The 12,730-nt window shown below is 73.5% G+C and carries 12 protein-coding genes and 1 riboswitch; of the genes, 6 read left to right on the plus strand and 6 right to left on the minus strand.

All coding sequences use genetic code 11. The features are described from left to right. Nucleotides 1-13: 13 nt before the first annotated feature. The 4 genes from ACZ5D2_RS20090 to ACZ5D2_RS20105 all read right to left on the minus strand — a co-directional run bounded on the left by ACZ5D2_RS20090 (nucleotide 14) and on the right by ACZ5D2_RS20105 (nucleotide 4,355). The gene (locus tag ACZ5D2_RS20090; protein ID WP_371679131.1) at nucleotides 14-1,534 is read right to left on the minus strand and encodes a cobyric acid synthase; all 1,521 of its coding nucleotides are present in this window, start codon (nucleotides 1,532-1,534) and stop codon (nucleotides 14-16) included. Continuing rightward, a complete protein-coding gene (locus ACZ5D2_RS20095) occupies nucleotides 1,531-2,514 on the minus strand; it encodes a cobalamin biosynthesis protein (protein WP_371679132.1) in 984 nt (327 codons plus the stop codon). The genes ACZ5D2_RS20090 and ACZ5D2_RS20095 overlap by 4 nt, the downstream gene beginning before the upstream one ends. Before the next feature lie 59 nt (nucleotides 2,515-2,573). Continuing rightward, a riboswitch (cobalamin riboswitch) is annotated at nucleotides 2,574-2,660 on the minus strand. Between the two features lie 164 nt (nucleotides 2,661-2,824). After that, nucleotides 2,825-3,046 (minus strand): hypothetical protein, encoded by a 222-nt coding sequence (locus ACZ5D2_RS20100; RefSeq protein WP_371679133.1) that lies wholly within the window; start codon nucleotides 3,044-3,046, stop codon nucleotides 2,825-2,827. Nucleotides 3,047-3,074: 28 nt separating this feature from the next. Then, the gene (locus ACZ5D2_RS20105; protein ID WP_371679134.1) at nucleotides 3,075-4,355 is read right to left on the minus strand and encodes an inorganic phosphate transporter; all 1,281 of its coding nucleotides are present in this window, start codon (nucleotides 4,353-4,355) and stop codon (nucleotides 3,075-3,077) included. Between the two features lie 321 nt (nucleotides 4,356-4,676). Between ACZ5D2_RS20105 and ACZ5D2_RS20110 the strand changes: the two genes are divergently transcribed. Then, nucleotides 4,677-5,807 (plus strand): alpha/beta hydrolase family protein, encoded by a 1,131-nt coding sequence (locus ACZ5D2_RS20110; protein ID WP_371679135.1) that lies wholly within the window; start codon nucleotides 4,677-4,679, stop codon nucleotides 5,805-5,807. Nucleotides 5,808-5,937: 130 nt separating this feature from the next. Further along, on the plus strand, nucleotides 5,938-7,353 hold the full coding sequence (locus tag ACZ5D2_RS20115; protein ID WP_371679136.1) for a hypothetical protein: 1,416 nt from the start codon (nucleotides 5,938-5,940) through the stop codon (nucleotides 7,351-7,353). A gap of 23 nt (nucleotides 7,354-7,376) precedes the next feature. On the opposite strand, the gene ACZ5D2_RS20120 is transcribed toward ACZ5D2_RS20115, so the two are convergent. Next, entirely contained in the window at nucleotides 7,377-7,772 is a 396-nt protein-coding gene (locus ACZ5D2_RS20120) for a VOC family protein (RefSeq protein ID WP_371679137.1), read from the minus strand. A gap of 68 nt (nucleotides 7,773-7,840) precedes the next feature. Further along, nucleotides 7,841-8,731, minus strand: a complete 891-nt coding sequence (gene ypfJ / locus ACZ5D2_RS20125; RefSeq protein ID WP_371679139.1) for a KPN_02809 family neutral zinc metallopeptidase — start codon at nucleotides 8,729-8,731, stop codon at nucleotides 7,841-7,843. Nucleotides 8,732-8,970: 239 nt separating this feature from the next. On the opposite strand from ypfJ, the gene ACZ5D2_RS20130 reads away from it, so the two are divergent. From ACZ5D2_RS20130 to ACZ5D2_RS20145, 4 genes are all read left to right on the plus strand, one after another. Next, a complete protein-coding gene (locus ACZ5D2_RS20130; protein WP_371679140.1) occupies nucleotides 8,971-10,569 on the plus strand; it encodes an ABC-F family ATP-binding cassette domain-containing protein in 1,599 nt (532 codons plus the stop codon). 353 nt (nucleotides 10,570-10,922) lie between these two features. After that, nucleotides 10,923-11,144 (plus strand): helix-turn-helix domain-containing protein, encoded by a 222-nt coding sequence (locus tag ACZ5D2_RS20135; RefSeq protein WP_007263382.1) that lies wholly within the window; start codon nucleotides 10,923-10,925, stop codon nucleotides 11,142-11,144. Nucleotides 11,145-11,308: 164 nt separating this feature from the next. Continuing rightward, nucleotides 11,309-12,088: an enoyl-CoA hydratase/isomerase family protein gene (locus ACZ5D2_RS20140; RefSeq protein ID WP_371679141.1), complete on the plus strand. Its 780-nt coding sequence runs from the start codon at nucleotides 11,309-11,311 to the stop codon at nucleotides 12,086-12,088. A 196-nt stretch (nucleotides 12,089-12,284) separates the two neighbouring features. Then, nucleotides 12,285-12,716 carry an Asp23/Gls24 family envelope stress response protein gene (locus tag ACZ5D2_RS20145; protein ID WP_371679142.1) on the plus strand — a complete coding sequence of 144 codons (432 nt, stop codon included), beginning with the start codon at nucleotides 12,285-12,287 and terminating at the stop codon, nucleotides 12,714-12,716. Nucleotides 12,717-12,730: the final 14 nt, after the last annotated feature.

The raw sequence follows: 12,730 nt of genomic DNA on the forward strand, positions 1-12,730 counted from the left end.
GGGGCCCGCCCCCTCACGGGGCGCCCGGGGGGAGGAACGGGAGGCCCGCGGGGGCGCCCCCCTCGATCAGCCGCAGCAGCGCGTCGGTGTCGGCGTGCTCGGCGATCAGGTCGCCCAGCAGGTCGAGCTGCTCCTCGCGCAGCGCGCCGAAGGAGGTGTCCGGGGCCGGGACGAACCGGCGCCCCGCGGCCGCGGCCACCTCCCGCAGGAACGCCCGGCGGAATCCGTCGGACTCCAGCGAGCCGTGCCAGTGGGTGCCCCAGACGGCGCCGACCCGGCAGCCGTCGAGGAAGGGGGTGCCGCCGAGGACCTCGGCCACGCCGTGGTGGATCTCGTAGCCCTCCACCGGCTCGCCGAGGGCCGTGCCCACCGGCCGGGCCAGGGTCTTCTCCCGTTCGAAGCGGACCCGGACCGGCAGCAGCCCGAGGCCCGCCACCGCGCCGGCCTTCGACTCGACCTCGTCCTCGATGTGCTCGCCGAGCAACTGGAAGCCGCCGCAGACGCCCAGCACCGGGCGGCCCTCGGCGGCCCGCCGGGCGAGGGCGTCCGCGAGCCCGCGCTCGCGCAGCCACTCCAGCGCCTTCACGGTGCCGCGCGTACCCGGGACGACGACCAGGTCCGCGTCGGCCAGTTCCTCGGCCCGGTCCACGAACCGCACCACCACGCCCGGCTCGGCCGCGAGCGCGTCGACGTCGGTGAAGTTCGACATCAGCGGCACCGCGCACACCGCGACCCGCAGCACGTCCTCGCCGACCGGCGGGGCCACGACCGATTCGCGCACCGCGCCGCGCAGGGAGACCCGCAGGCCGTCCTCCTCGTCGATGCCCAGCCCGTGCCGGAACGGCAGCACCCCGTACGTCGCCCGTCCCGTCAGCCCGCGCAGCATCTCCATGCCGGGCTCCAGGAGGGTGACGTCGCCCCGGAACTTGTTGACCATGTAGCCCGCGATCAGCGACTGGTCCTCGGGGGAGAGCAGCGCCGTCGTCCCGAAGAAGGAGGCGAAGACCCCGCCCCGGTCGATGTCGCCGACCACGACCACCGGGAAGCGCGCGGCCCGCGCGATGCCCATGTTCACGATGTCGGTCCGGCGCAGGTTGATCTCGGCCGGACTGCCCGCCCCCTCGCAGATCACGGCGTCATACGTGCCCCGCAGCTGCTCCAGGCAGTCCGTGACGATGCCGAGCAGCTGTTCCTGCCGCCCTCCGTGGTAGCCCCGCGCGCTCATCTCGCCCACGGGCTTGCCCAGCAGCACCACCTGGCTGCTGCGGTCGCTGCCGGGCTTGAGCAGGACGGGGTTCATCAGGGCCGTCGGCTCCACCCGCGCGGCCTGCGCCTGCATGGCCTGGGCGCGGCCGATCTCGGCGCCCTCCCGGGTCACGAAGGAGTTGAGGGACATGTTCTGGGCCTTGAACGGGGCCACCTTCACGCCCTGCCGGGCGAGCCAGCGGCAGATGCCCGCCGTGACCACGCTCTTGCCCGCGTCCGAGGTCGTACCGGCGACCAGCAGTCCGCCGCCGCGCCGCGCGCCGCTCATGCGCGTCCCTTCGTCGTCGAGGTGGTACGGGCGCTCCGCAGTGCGCGGGAGGCCAGGGTCCGGCCCGCCACGCAGGCCCCCAGCGCCAGCCAGGTGACCCGCCGCGACAGCCTTACCGCACGGTCGATGTCGGCGACCTCCACCGGCCGCCCGGCGGCTCCGTTGAGCACCGCCCGGTGTTCGACCCGGCCGCCGTAGGACAGGGTTCCGCCGAGGCGGACGCCGAGGGCGCCGGCGAAGGAGGCCTCCACCGGGCCGGCGTTGGGACTCGGATGGGCGGCGGCGTCGGCGCGCCAGGCCCGCAGGGCTCCGCGCCGGTCCGGTCCGGCCGCCACGGCGGCGAGGGCGGTCAGCCGGGCCCCGGGCCAGCCGGCCAGGTCGTCGAGCCGGGCGGAGGCCCAGCCGTAGCGCAGGTAGCGGGGCGACCTGTGCCCCACCATCGCATCGAGGGTGTTGACGGCGCGGAAGGCCAGCAGCCCGGGGATCCCGGCGACGGCGCCCCACACCAGGGCCCCGACGACCGCGTCGGAGGTGTTCTCGGCGACAGACTCCACGACGGCGCGGGCCATCTGCTGTTCGTCCAGCGCGTGCGGGTCCCGCCCGCACAGGTGGGGGAGCCGTTCCCGGGCGACCTCCGCGTCCCCGACGGCGAGTGCCCCGCCGATGGCGCGGGCCTCGCGGCCGAGGGAGGTGCCGCCGACCACGGCCCAGGTGGCCGCGGCGGTCAGGGCGATACGGGCGGCCGCGGGCCGGGAGCGCACGGCGCGGGCGCCCAGCGCGCCGACGGCGGCCGCGCCCCCGGCGCAGACGAGGGTGTGCAGGGCGCCCCGGGCGCGGTCGTCGCGCCACAGGGCGCCCTCGACGGCGGCGGCGGTTCGTCCGAAGGCGGCCACGGGGTGCCCACGGCGCGGATCCCCGAGGATCCGGTCGCCGATCAGGCCCGCCGTGACGCCGTACGCGAAGACGCGGTCGGCACGCATGGTGGCAGGTATGTCCTCACTCAGGGTCCGCGCCCTGGTTCGACGTGTCCGGCGGCGAGAGTTCCTGGCTCCCGGGGTCCCGCACGCGCCGCGTGGGGCCCCCGGTGACAGTGGCGGGACCGCGCCGGATTCGCACCGGACTTCCTCTCCATGCCGCCGTGATGGCTCGGGCAGTCCACCACGCCCCGCGAACGCCCGTCAACTCGCTGTTGACCTGCGGTGGGACGGAGGGCGAAGGGGAGGCGGGGGCATGCGAAAGCTCCCCCCGGGAGAAGTCCGGGGGGAGCCTTCGAGGAGCTTCGGGGGACCCTCAGCTGACGATCAGGTAGATCGCGTAGGTGACGGCCGCGGCGCAGAGCGCGAAGCAGGCGTAGGCACCGCTGCGGGCCAGGGTGGCGGCCCCGCCCTGCTCGGTGGCGGCCTCGTGCTTGGAGAGGCCCATCAGGCCCAGGGTGAACAGGGCCACGAGGGCGACGGTGGCGGAGAGGCTGACCCCGAAGACGGAGCCGAGTGCTGCCCAGTCGATCTTCATACTGCCGTTTCCTCTGTCGTTCTCGGGGTCAGACCGCGGCGGCCGGAGCCGCGGGGGTCGCCGGGTTCGCCGTCGCGGCCGGGATGGTGGCCTTGAGGTCCTCGTCCGTCACGGCGGCCGTCGTACCCGCGGTCGGCGGGACGGCCACGGCCGCGATGGCGGTGGTGACGACGCCGGGCTGCTCGTCGCCGGCCCCGGTGGAGGCGGCGTCGATCTCGTTGACGTTGGTGTGGTCGACGACCTGGCGGCGGGAGATGACCCAGATGGCGACGCAGGAGGCGACCAGGAAGACCGCGACGGCGGCCACGCCGACGTCACCGGTCCGCATGACCAGCTCGGCACCGGAGGCCACCAGGGCGGCGGCCGGCAGGGTCAGGCCCCACGCGACGAACATGCGGGTGGCGGTGGACCAGCGGACCACGCCGCCCTTGCGGCCCAGGCCCGCACCCATGACCGCGCCGGAGCAGGCGTGGGTGGTGGAGAGGGAGAAGCCGAGGCTGGAGGAGGCCAGGATGACGCTGGCGGCCGAGGTCTGGGCGGCGAAGCCCTGCTGCGGCTGCAGGTCGGTCAGGCCACTGCCCATGGTGCGGATGATGCGCCAGCCGCCGATGGAGGTGCCCAGGGCGATGGCCAGACCGGCGGAGACGATGACCCAGACCGGCGGGTTCGAGCCGGGCGCGAGCGCGCCGCCGGCGACGAGGGCCAGGGTGATGATGCCCATGGTCTTCTGCGCGTCGTTGGTGCCGTGCGCGAGGGAGACCAGGCCGGCCGAGGCGATCTGACCGGCGCGGTAGCCCTTGGTGGCGGTCTTCTCGCCGACCTTGCCACCGAGCCTGTACGTGAGCCTGGCGGCCAGCATCGAGGCCACACCGGCCACGATCGGCGCGGCGACCGCGGGGATCAGCACCTTGGTGACGACGACGTCGCCGTTGACCGCGCCCAGGCCGGCGGAGGCGACCGCAGCACCGATCAGGCCGCCCATCAGGGCGTGCGAGGAGCTGGACGGCAGGCCGACCAGCCAGGTGACGAGGTTCCAGAGGATCGCGCCGACCAGGGCGGCGAAGATCACTTCTGGCTGGATGCCCTCTTCGTTGACCAGGCCCTTGGAGATCGTCTTGGCGACCTCCACGGACATGAACGCGCCGACGAGGTTGAGCACGGCGGACATGGCCACCGCCGTCTTGGGCTTGAGGGCGCCGGTCGAGATGGTGGTGGCCATCGCGTTGGCCGTGTCGTGGAAACCGTTCGTGAAGTCGAACACGAGAGCGGTGATGATCACGATCCCGAGGAGAAGCGTTATGTGCTCCATTTACCCAGGCTTCTGTTTGACGTCAGTGGCTCGGCGACCGTAGGCAACCTGGGTGAACGGAAGATGAACTGACTCGGGACGGATGGTGTCCCGCCCCGACCCGCGATCGGGCCCTTGGTCCCGATTCTGTCGTAGATATATCGATTAATGCATGTCAGAGCCGGGTGAACGGGCTCCTCCGGACAGGCCTTCCGGCCGGTACGGCCCTCCTGGTCGGACCGGGAAAGAGAGGTAGATCACTCCGGTTCCATCGCGGCGCGGTCCGCGCGGCCGGGATCCCCTCCGGTGGCCCGCCCGCCCCCGCGCGCCGACACTGGAGCCGTGCGTACCGCCACAGCGACGGCAGCGGCCGTCACCACCACCCTGATCGGTGCCGGAGCGGCCGCCGTCGCGGCCGGCCGGTACGCCGCCGACGCCGCCCTGCGCAGCGAGCCGGGCCGCCCCCTGCCCGGCGGACCCCGGCTCAGCGTCCACTCCGCCGGCGACGGCCGCGTGGTGCTCACCCGCTCCCTGGCCTCCCTGCGCCCGGGGACCTACGGACTGGCCGCGCCCGGGGTGCACGCCGTGGTCGGGCCCGTCCTCGACGAGGGCCGGGCCGCCCCGGACACCGTCGTGCGCCGCCTGATCGCCGTCACCCACGGCAGCCTCGAGCCCGGCACCCGCGTCACCCTCACCCCCCAGGTCCACCTGGGCAACCCGCGCACCGCCCTCGGGCTCGACCACGCCGACGTGGACGTCCCCGGGGAGCTGGGTCCCCTCCCCGCCTGGTTCGTGCCCGAGGCCCGCGACACGTGGGTGATCACCGTGCACGGGCTGGGGGCCGGGCGGGAGCACCCGATGGTGGTCATGCCCTTCCTGCGGCGCCAGCGCCTCCCGGTGCTCGACCTCGCCTACCGCGGGGACCTCGGCGCCCCCGCCTCCCCGGACGGCATCGGCCACCTCGGGGAGTCGGAGTGGCGGGACCTGGACGCCGCCATCCGCTACGCCGTGCGCTACGGGGCCCGGCGCGTGATCCTGCACGGCTGGTCGACCGGGGGCGCCATGGCCCTGCACGCCGTCGAGCGCTCCGCCCTGGCCGGCCGGATCTCCGGAGTCGTGCTCGACTCGCCCGTCCTGGACTGGCACGCCACCCTGCGCGCGCTCGCCGCCGCCCGCCGCACCCCGGCCCCGCTGATCCCGCTCGCGGTCCGGGCGGCCGAGGGCCGCGCGGGACTGCGCGCCGACCGGCGGCCCCCGGGCTCCGACCCCGGCGCCCTGCGCGTCCCGGTCCTGATCTTCCACGGGCCCGACGACACCCTCGCCCCCTGGGAACCCTCCCGCCGGCTCGCCGCCGCCCGGCCCGACCTCGTCACCCTGCAGACCGTCAGGAACGCGGCGCACGGGGCGATGTGGAACGCCGACCCGGCCCGGTACGAGGAGGCGCTGCGCCGCTTCCTCGTCCCCCTCATGTGACCCCTATATGTGAAGGGGCTGTGGCGGAGGAGGCAGGGAGGGGGGATTGCCCCGGTTCGTCCACCCGCTGACCTGTGGAAACGACCGGTTCCGTTTGGGCTTTCGGCCAGTGACGGGCGAGACTGCTTCCGTGACGTCCCGAAAGCCTGATGAGCAGTTGGCTCGCGACTCCAGACTCCGACTCGTCTCCCCGCGCTCCGTCGCCACGGCGCGCAAGGCGGTGACCGACCGGCGAACCCGGACGGCCCCCCGCCCGCCGGCGGGCACCCCCGCAACGGCGGACCTGGCGAACCGGGCCCGCGCCTCCCTCGCCGACGCGGTACGGCTGGCCCGCTGGGCCGAGCTGAACCTCGGAGCGGGCGACGGCGGCCGGCCCGCCCCGACGGGCGCACTGCCCGCCGCCGACGTCGAACGGGCCGCCGGCGAGCTGCGCCTGACGCACGGCCAGATCCGGGTCGGCTGGGACCGCGCCCGCCTCTCGGGCCTCGTCGAGGTGCACGGAGGCCACGCCCGGCCCGGCTGGCGGCTGCGCGCCTGGGACCGCGACGACAGCGCGGTGCTGCGCGGCTGGGTCGCCCTCTTCGACGCCTGGTCGCTCGTCCACCCGGCCCCCGCCGACATCGCCGCCTCGGCCGTCGCCGAGGTCGTCGAGGCGATGCCCCAGCTCCTGTCGCTGCTCCAGCTCTCGGCCGGCCCCGTGACCGTCCCGGACCTGCTGGACCTCCTCGGGCAGCGGGTCACCGAACTGCGCGACGAGCGCTGCGAGGTCCCCTGCGGCCCCGGTCCCGCTCCCGGCTCCGCCGCCGCCCCGCAGACCCGGCCGCTCCCGCTCGCCCGGCTGCTGCGCTGGGCGCTCGGCGGCCTCGCCGCCGTGGACGCCGTCACCCTCGGTCCCGCCCGCGCCACCCTCACCCCGCTGGGGAGCTGGGCCGTCTGGGTCAAGCTGGAGCAGATCTGCGTCGCCGCGCAGAGCCCGGCCGGGAACATCGAGCAGTCCGCCGCCGCCATGCTGCACGGCTGCGCCCGGCTCACGCCCGGACCGGCCCGTGCCGAGTACCAGGCCTGGCTCGCAGCCCGGCCCGTGGGCCACGCCGTCAGCGAGCTGCTGCACGCCGCCCGCGGCGAGGACGCCCTGCTGCGCGGCCTGGCCTTCGAGGCCCTGCGCGTGGTCGGCGCCCCCGCCGAGCCCGAGGTCCGCGCGGCCGTACGGGAACCCGCGCTGCGCCCCTACGCCCTGCTCTGGCTCGCCGAGCACGACGGGGTGGACCCCGACGAGGCCCAGGACGTCCTGACCCCCGAGGAGTCGACCTGGCTCTGGGTGGACACGGCCGCGGCCATCGCCGACCACGGCGAGGCCGACCTGCTCGCCCGCCACCTCGACTCGGCCGTCCGCACCACCGTGCCCCGGCTCCTGGACGAGGTCCGCGCGGTCGGCCACCCCCGCACGGTGCAGGTGCTGGTCGCCCTCGCGGCCGCCCACCCCGACCCGGCCCTGGCCAAGGCCGTCCGCCGGGCCGCCTTCCAGGTCCACACCGGCGGCGCGTGACGGCGTGCGTACGCGCCGCGGGCTCAGACCTGCGGCGCGTACGTCCCGAAGCTCCAGACGTTGCCCTCGGTGTCCCGCGCCATGTAGTCCCGCGAGCCGTAGTCCTGGTCGGTGGGTTCCATCAGGATCTCGACCCCGTGCTCCACGGCCCGGCGGTGATGGGCGTCCACGTCGTCGACCACCAGGTAGACGCCCGACGGGCCGGCGCCCTCCATGGCCTTGTCGAACGCGCCGCCGCGCCCCTTGCTGCCGAGCATCACGGCGCCGTTCCCGTACGCCAGCTCCGCGTGCATCACGGCGCCGTCGTCGCCCTCGTACACCGCCACCTGGGTGAATCCGAACGCTTCGGTCAGCTGCCGGATCGCCGCCTTGGCGTCGCGGTAGAGCAGGGTCGGAAAGACGGTCGGAACGCCTGCCATGACGATCACTCCCTCTCAGGAACGTGCGCGTGTGACTCGCAGCACAGCATGGCAGGCGCCACCGACAGTCAGCGGAAGGTGTTGCACTGGGCCATGTCGCCCGTGCGGTAGCCCTGGTAGAACCACTGCCGGCGCTGCTGGGCGGAACCGTGGGTCCAGGACTCCGGGGTGACGCGGCCCTGGAACTTCTCCTGGATCCGGTCGTCGCCCACCGCGGCCGCCGCGTCCAGGCCGTCCCTGATGTCCTGGTCGGTGAGGCTCGTGATCAGCGGCCGCCCCGTCGACTCGTCCGGGGTCCTCGTCGCGTTGCGCGCCCACACCCCGGCGTAGCAGTCGGCCTGCAGCTCGACCTTGACCGCGTTGCTGTTCGCGCCCTGCCGCCCGTCCTGGGCCCGTTGGAGTGTTCCGGTCAGGTTCTGGATGTGGTGGCCGTACTCGTGGGCGACGACGTACGCCTGGGCGAAGGGGCCGCCGCTCGCGCCGAACTTAGTCCGCAGCTCGTCGAAGAAGCCCAGGTCCAGATAGACCTGCCGGTCGGCGGGGCAGTAGAAGGGGCCGACCGCCGAGGTGGCCGCGCCGCACGCGGTGTTCACCCGGCCGGTGAAGAAGACCGTGGACGCCGGGGAGTACTGCCCGCCGCGCCTTTGGAACTCCTGCTTCCAGAAGTCCTGGGTGCTGTTCACCACCGCGACGAGCCGGCAGTCCTCCCGGGTGTTCGCGTCCTGCCCGGTTCGGCAGGCCTGCTGCACCCGGGCCGCCGAGGACGAGGTCGCCACGGGCTGCGGGCTGCCGTCCGAGAGCCCCAGCTGGTCCGGACCCACCCCGAAGAGCAGGCCCAGCACCAGGGCGATCAGCCCGACGATCCCGCCGCCGACCGTGGCCTTCCCGCCCGGGATGCTGCTCCCGCGCTGGTCACTGACCTCGGAAGTGTCCAGATTGGCGTCGTCGTCGAACTGCATACCGCACCGCCCTCGCGTCCCGTGGCCGCCCCTGCGGCGAGAATCAACCCCTTCATCCTGATACGCGCCCGGACGCCCCGGTGGCGTCCCGGGGCCGAACGGGGGACGGGAGGCCCCGAAAAGTGGTTGCGCACCCCCGGTAGAATGAACCCATGGCAAATCTCCTCGCGGATTAGCGGCGTCGAAGCAACGCGCGTCCTGCCCCCCTTCCGCCGTCCCCACCGCCCTGGAGTATTTCCGTGATCACCGCCACCGGCATCGAGCTGCGCGCCGGCGCCCGCATCCTCATCGAGTCCGCCTCCTTCCGCGTCGCCAAGGGCGACCGCATCGGCCTGGTCGGCCGCAACGGAGCGGGCAAGACCACGCTCACCAAGTGCCTCGCCGGCGAGGGCCAGCCCGCCGCCGGTGCCATCGCCCGCTCCGGCGAGGTCGGCTACCTGCCGCAGGACCCGCGCACCGGCGACCTCGACGTGCTCGCCCGCGACCGGATCCTCTCCGCCCGCGGCCTCGACGTGCTGATCAAGAAGATGCGCGCGAACGAGGAGCGCATCGCCACCGGCTCCGGCGGCACCCGCGACAAGGCGATGAAGCAGTACGAGCGCCAGGAGACGGAGTTCCTGACCAAGGGCGGGTACGCCGCCGAGGCGGAGGCCGCCACCATCTCGGCCGCCCTCGGCCTGCCCGACCGCGTCCTGGGCCAGCCGCTGCACACCCTCTCCGGCGGTCAGCGCCGCCGCGTCGAGCTCGCCCGGATCCTCTTCTCGGACGCCGACACCCTGCTCCTCGACGAGCCGACGAACCACCTGGACGCCGACTCGATCGTCTGGCTGCGCGACTACCTCAAGAACTACCGCGGCGGCTTCATCGTGATCTCCCACGACGTCGACCTCGTGGAGACGGTGGTCAACAAGGTGTTCTACCTGGACGCCAACCGCGCCCAGATCGACGTCTACAACATGGGCTGGAAGCTCTACCAGCAGCAGCGCGAGGCCGACGAGAAGCGCCGCAAGCGCGAGCGCCAGAACGCCGAGAAGAAGGCCGCGGCCCTGAACTCGCAGGCCGACAAGATGCGCGCCAAGGCCACCAAGACGGTCGCCGCGCAGAACATGGCCAAGCGCGCCGAGCGCCTGCTCTCCGGCCTGGAGGCCGTCCGCGTCTCCGACAAGGTCGCCAAGCTCCGCTTCCCGGACCCGGCGCCCTGCGGCAAGACCCCGCTGACCGCCGAGGGCCTGTCGAAGTCGTACGGCTCGCTGGAGATCTTCACCGACGTCGACCTGGCCATCGACAAGGGCTCCCGCGTGGTCATCCTCGGCCTCAACGGCGCCGGCAAGACCACGCTGCTGCGCCTGCTCTCGGGCACCGAGAAGCCGGACACCGGCACGGTCGTCCCCGGCCACGGCCTCAAGCTCGGCTACTACGCCCAGGAGCACGAGACCCTGGACCCGGAGCGCACCGTCCTGGAGAACATGCGCTCCTCGGCGCCCGACCTGGACCTGGTCGACGTCCGCAAGACCCTCGGTTCCTTCCTGTTCTCCGGCGACGACGTGGACAAGCCCGCGGGCGTGCTCTCCGGCGGCGAGAAGACCCGGCTGGCCCTGGCCACGCTGGTCGTCTCCTCGGCCAACGTGCTGCTGCTCGACGAGCCCACCAACAACCTCGACCCGGCCAGCCGCGAGGAGATCCTCGGGGCGCTGCGCACGTACAAGGGCGCGGTCATCCTCGTCACCCACGACGAGGGCGCGGTCGAGGCCCTGGAGCCGGAGCGGATCATCCTGCTGCCGGACGGGGTCGAGGACCTGTGGGGCCCGGACTACCGTGACCTGGTCGCCCTCGCCTGACGGGCCCCCGGCCCGCTGATCCAGTTCCTTATGGATCATTCGGCTCAGGCGTGATCCATCATCTGAGTGAGACGGTCTCGTACCGTCGCGCCCCGTACGACGGCCCCGGCCGCAGCCTCCCCGAGGCGCGGCCGGGGCCGGATTTTTTCCGCGCCTGGCCCCTGACCTGGTGATTCCCCTCGGCGGCGGAGAAGTGTGACGGAGGTCATGCGGCGGAAGAGGAGATTCCGTTCTGCTCGGGCGTCCACCCCCCGGGAAATGCCGTCGTACCGACCTTGCTGAATGGGTGGCCAGGAAGCCGGGGAGGGGTGATCATGAGAAGTCCAGAGCGCACTTCCCACGAGGAGGCACGGGTGGCCGAGACTCTGAAGAAGGGCAGCCGGGTTACCGGCGCCGCGCGCGACAAGCTCGCGGCAGACCTGAAGAAGAAGTACGACTCCGGTGCGAGTATCCGGGCGCTGGCCGAAGAGACCGGCCGGTCCTACGGATTCGTCCACCGGATGCTCAGTGAGTCCGGAGTCACGCTGCGTGGTCGCGGTGGCGCGACGCGCGGCAAGAAGGCGGCTGCGGCCTGACCCTGGCCGTCAGGCCGAGGCCGGCGCCGGAGGCGCGCGACAGCTTGTACGGCTCCACGCACGGTTCTTCGGTGACCCCCGGTCGGCCCCGCGGCCGACCGGGTGGTTACTGTGCAGTCACTTAGGCCGAGCATGCGGCCACGACTGCACACCGGAGGCACCAGATGGCTCTGCTCGACAAGGACGGCGTACGGCTCACCATCGACGACACGCTCGCCACGGTGACCCTGACCAATCCGGCCAAGCGAAACGCCCAATCCCCCGCGCTCTGGCGGGCGTTGGCGGAGGCCGGACGGTCGTTGCCGGGCACCGTCCGGGTCGTCGTGCTGCGCGGCGAGGGCAAGTCCTTCTCCGCAGGGCTCGACCGGCAGGCGTTCACCCCCGAAGGCTTCGAGGGCGAGCCGTCCTTCCTCGATCTGGCGCGTGGTTCCGACGAGATCCTCGATTCCACCATCGCCGAGTACCAGGAGGCCTTCACCTGGTGGCGGCGCAATGACATCGTCTCCATCGCCGCGGTGCAGGGGCACGCGATCGGCGCCGGCTTCCAGCTCGCGCTCGCGTGCGACCTGCGCGTGGTCGCGGACGACGTGCAGTTCGCCATGCGCGAGACCAGCCTGGGCCTGGTCCCCGACCTCGCGGGCACCCAGCCGCTGACCGCACTGGTCGGCTACGCCCGCGCGCTCGAAATCTGCGCTACCGGCCGCTTCGTGCACGCGGAGGAGGCCGAACGGGTCGGCCTCGCCAACCTGGTGGTACCGGCCGACGAGCTCGACGCCGCCGTTCAGGACCTCAGCACCGCACTGCTCGCACCGCCCCGCGACGCGGTGATCGAGACCAAGGCCCTGCTCCGCGAGGCCAACTCCCGCCCCTACGACGACCAGCGCACCGCCGAGCGGGCCGCGCAGGCCCGCCGTCTGCGCGACCTGGCGGGCCTCTCCGACTGACCCGGACGAAACCCCGTACCGCCGGGGCGGCCCTCCCGCCGCTCCGCGCCACCGCACGTCACCGCGCGCCGGGCCCACCCGGCCGGCGGAACCGGACACACGGTTCCGCCGGCCGGCGTAGTCCCGGCGCGTTCGTGCGCGCGGGGACTTACGGTGGACAGGAGTCCGCAGTCCGCACGGCGCGAAAGGACCAGCGATGACCGAATCCGCATCAGGGGGTTCCGGCAGGGCCCCCGCCGACCGCGGCCGCACCACCATCGCCGACGGGGTGGTCGAGAAGATCGCCGGGCTCGCCGCCCGCGAGGTGGTCGGCGTCCACGCCCTCGGCAGCGGCAGCGGCCTCTCCCGTACCTTCGGGGCCGTTCGCGACCGGGTGCCCGGCGGGGCCAAGTCCGCCGTCAGCCGCGGGGTGAAGGCCGAGGTCGGCGAGGTCCAGACGGCCCTCGACCTGGAGATCGTCGTCGACTACGGCGTGTCGATCCGTGACGTCGCCCGGGCGGTCCGTGAGAACGTCATCTCGGCGGTCGAGCGGATGACCGGCCTGGAGGTCGTCGAGGTCAACATCGCGGTCGGCGACGTCAAGCTGCCGGACGAGGAAGACGATGAACCGGAGTCCCGGCTCCACTAGACGGGAGGGGACAC

The organism is Streptomyces sp. NPDC031479, from assembly GCF_055581065.1.

Excerpts from the sequence above, each read along its gene's own strand:
- ACZ5D2_RS20090 (WP_371679131.1), bottom strand. The coding sequence starts at position 1,534 with ATGAGCGGCGCGCGGCGCGGCGGCGGACTGCTGGTCGCCGGTACGACC.
- ACZ5D2_RS20095 (WP_371679132.1), bottom strand. The coding sequence starts at position 2,514 with ATGCGTGCCGACCGCGTCTTCGCGTACGGCGTCACGGCGGGCCTGATC.
- ACZ5D2_RS20100 (WP_371679133.1), bottom strand. The coding sequence starts at position 3,046 with ATGAAGATCGACTGGGCAGCACTCGGCTCCGTCTTCGGGGTCAGCCTC.
- ACZ5D2_RS20105 (WP_371679134.1), bottom strand. The coding sequence starts at position 4,355 with ATGGAGCACATAACGCTTCTCCTCGGGATCGTGATCATCACCGCTCTC.
- ACZ5D2_RS20120 (WP_371679137.1), bottom strand. The coding sequence starts at position 7,772 with ATGGCAGGCGTTCCGACCGTCTTTCCGACCCTGCTCTACCGCGACGCC.
- ypfJ (WP_371679139.1), bottom strand. The coding sequence starts at position 8,731 with ATGCAGTTCGACGACGACGCCAATCTGGACACTTCCGAGGTCAGTGAC.
- ACZ5D2_RS20140 (WP_371679141.1), top strand. The coding sequence starts at position 11,309 with ATGGCTCTGCTCGACAAGGACGGCGTACGGCTCACCATCGACGACACG.
- ACZ5D2_RS20145 (WP_371679142.1), top strand. The coding sequence starts at position 12,285 with ATGACCGAATCCGCATCAGGGGGTTCCGGCAGGGCCCCCGCCGACCGC.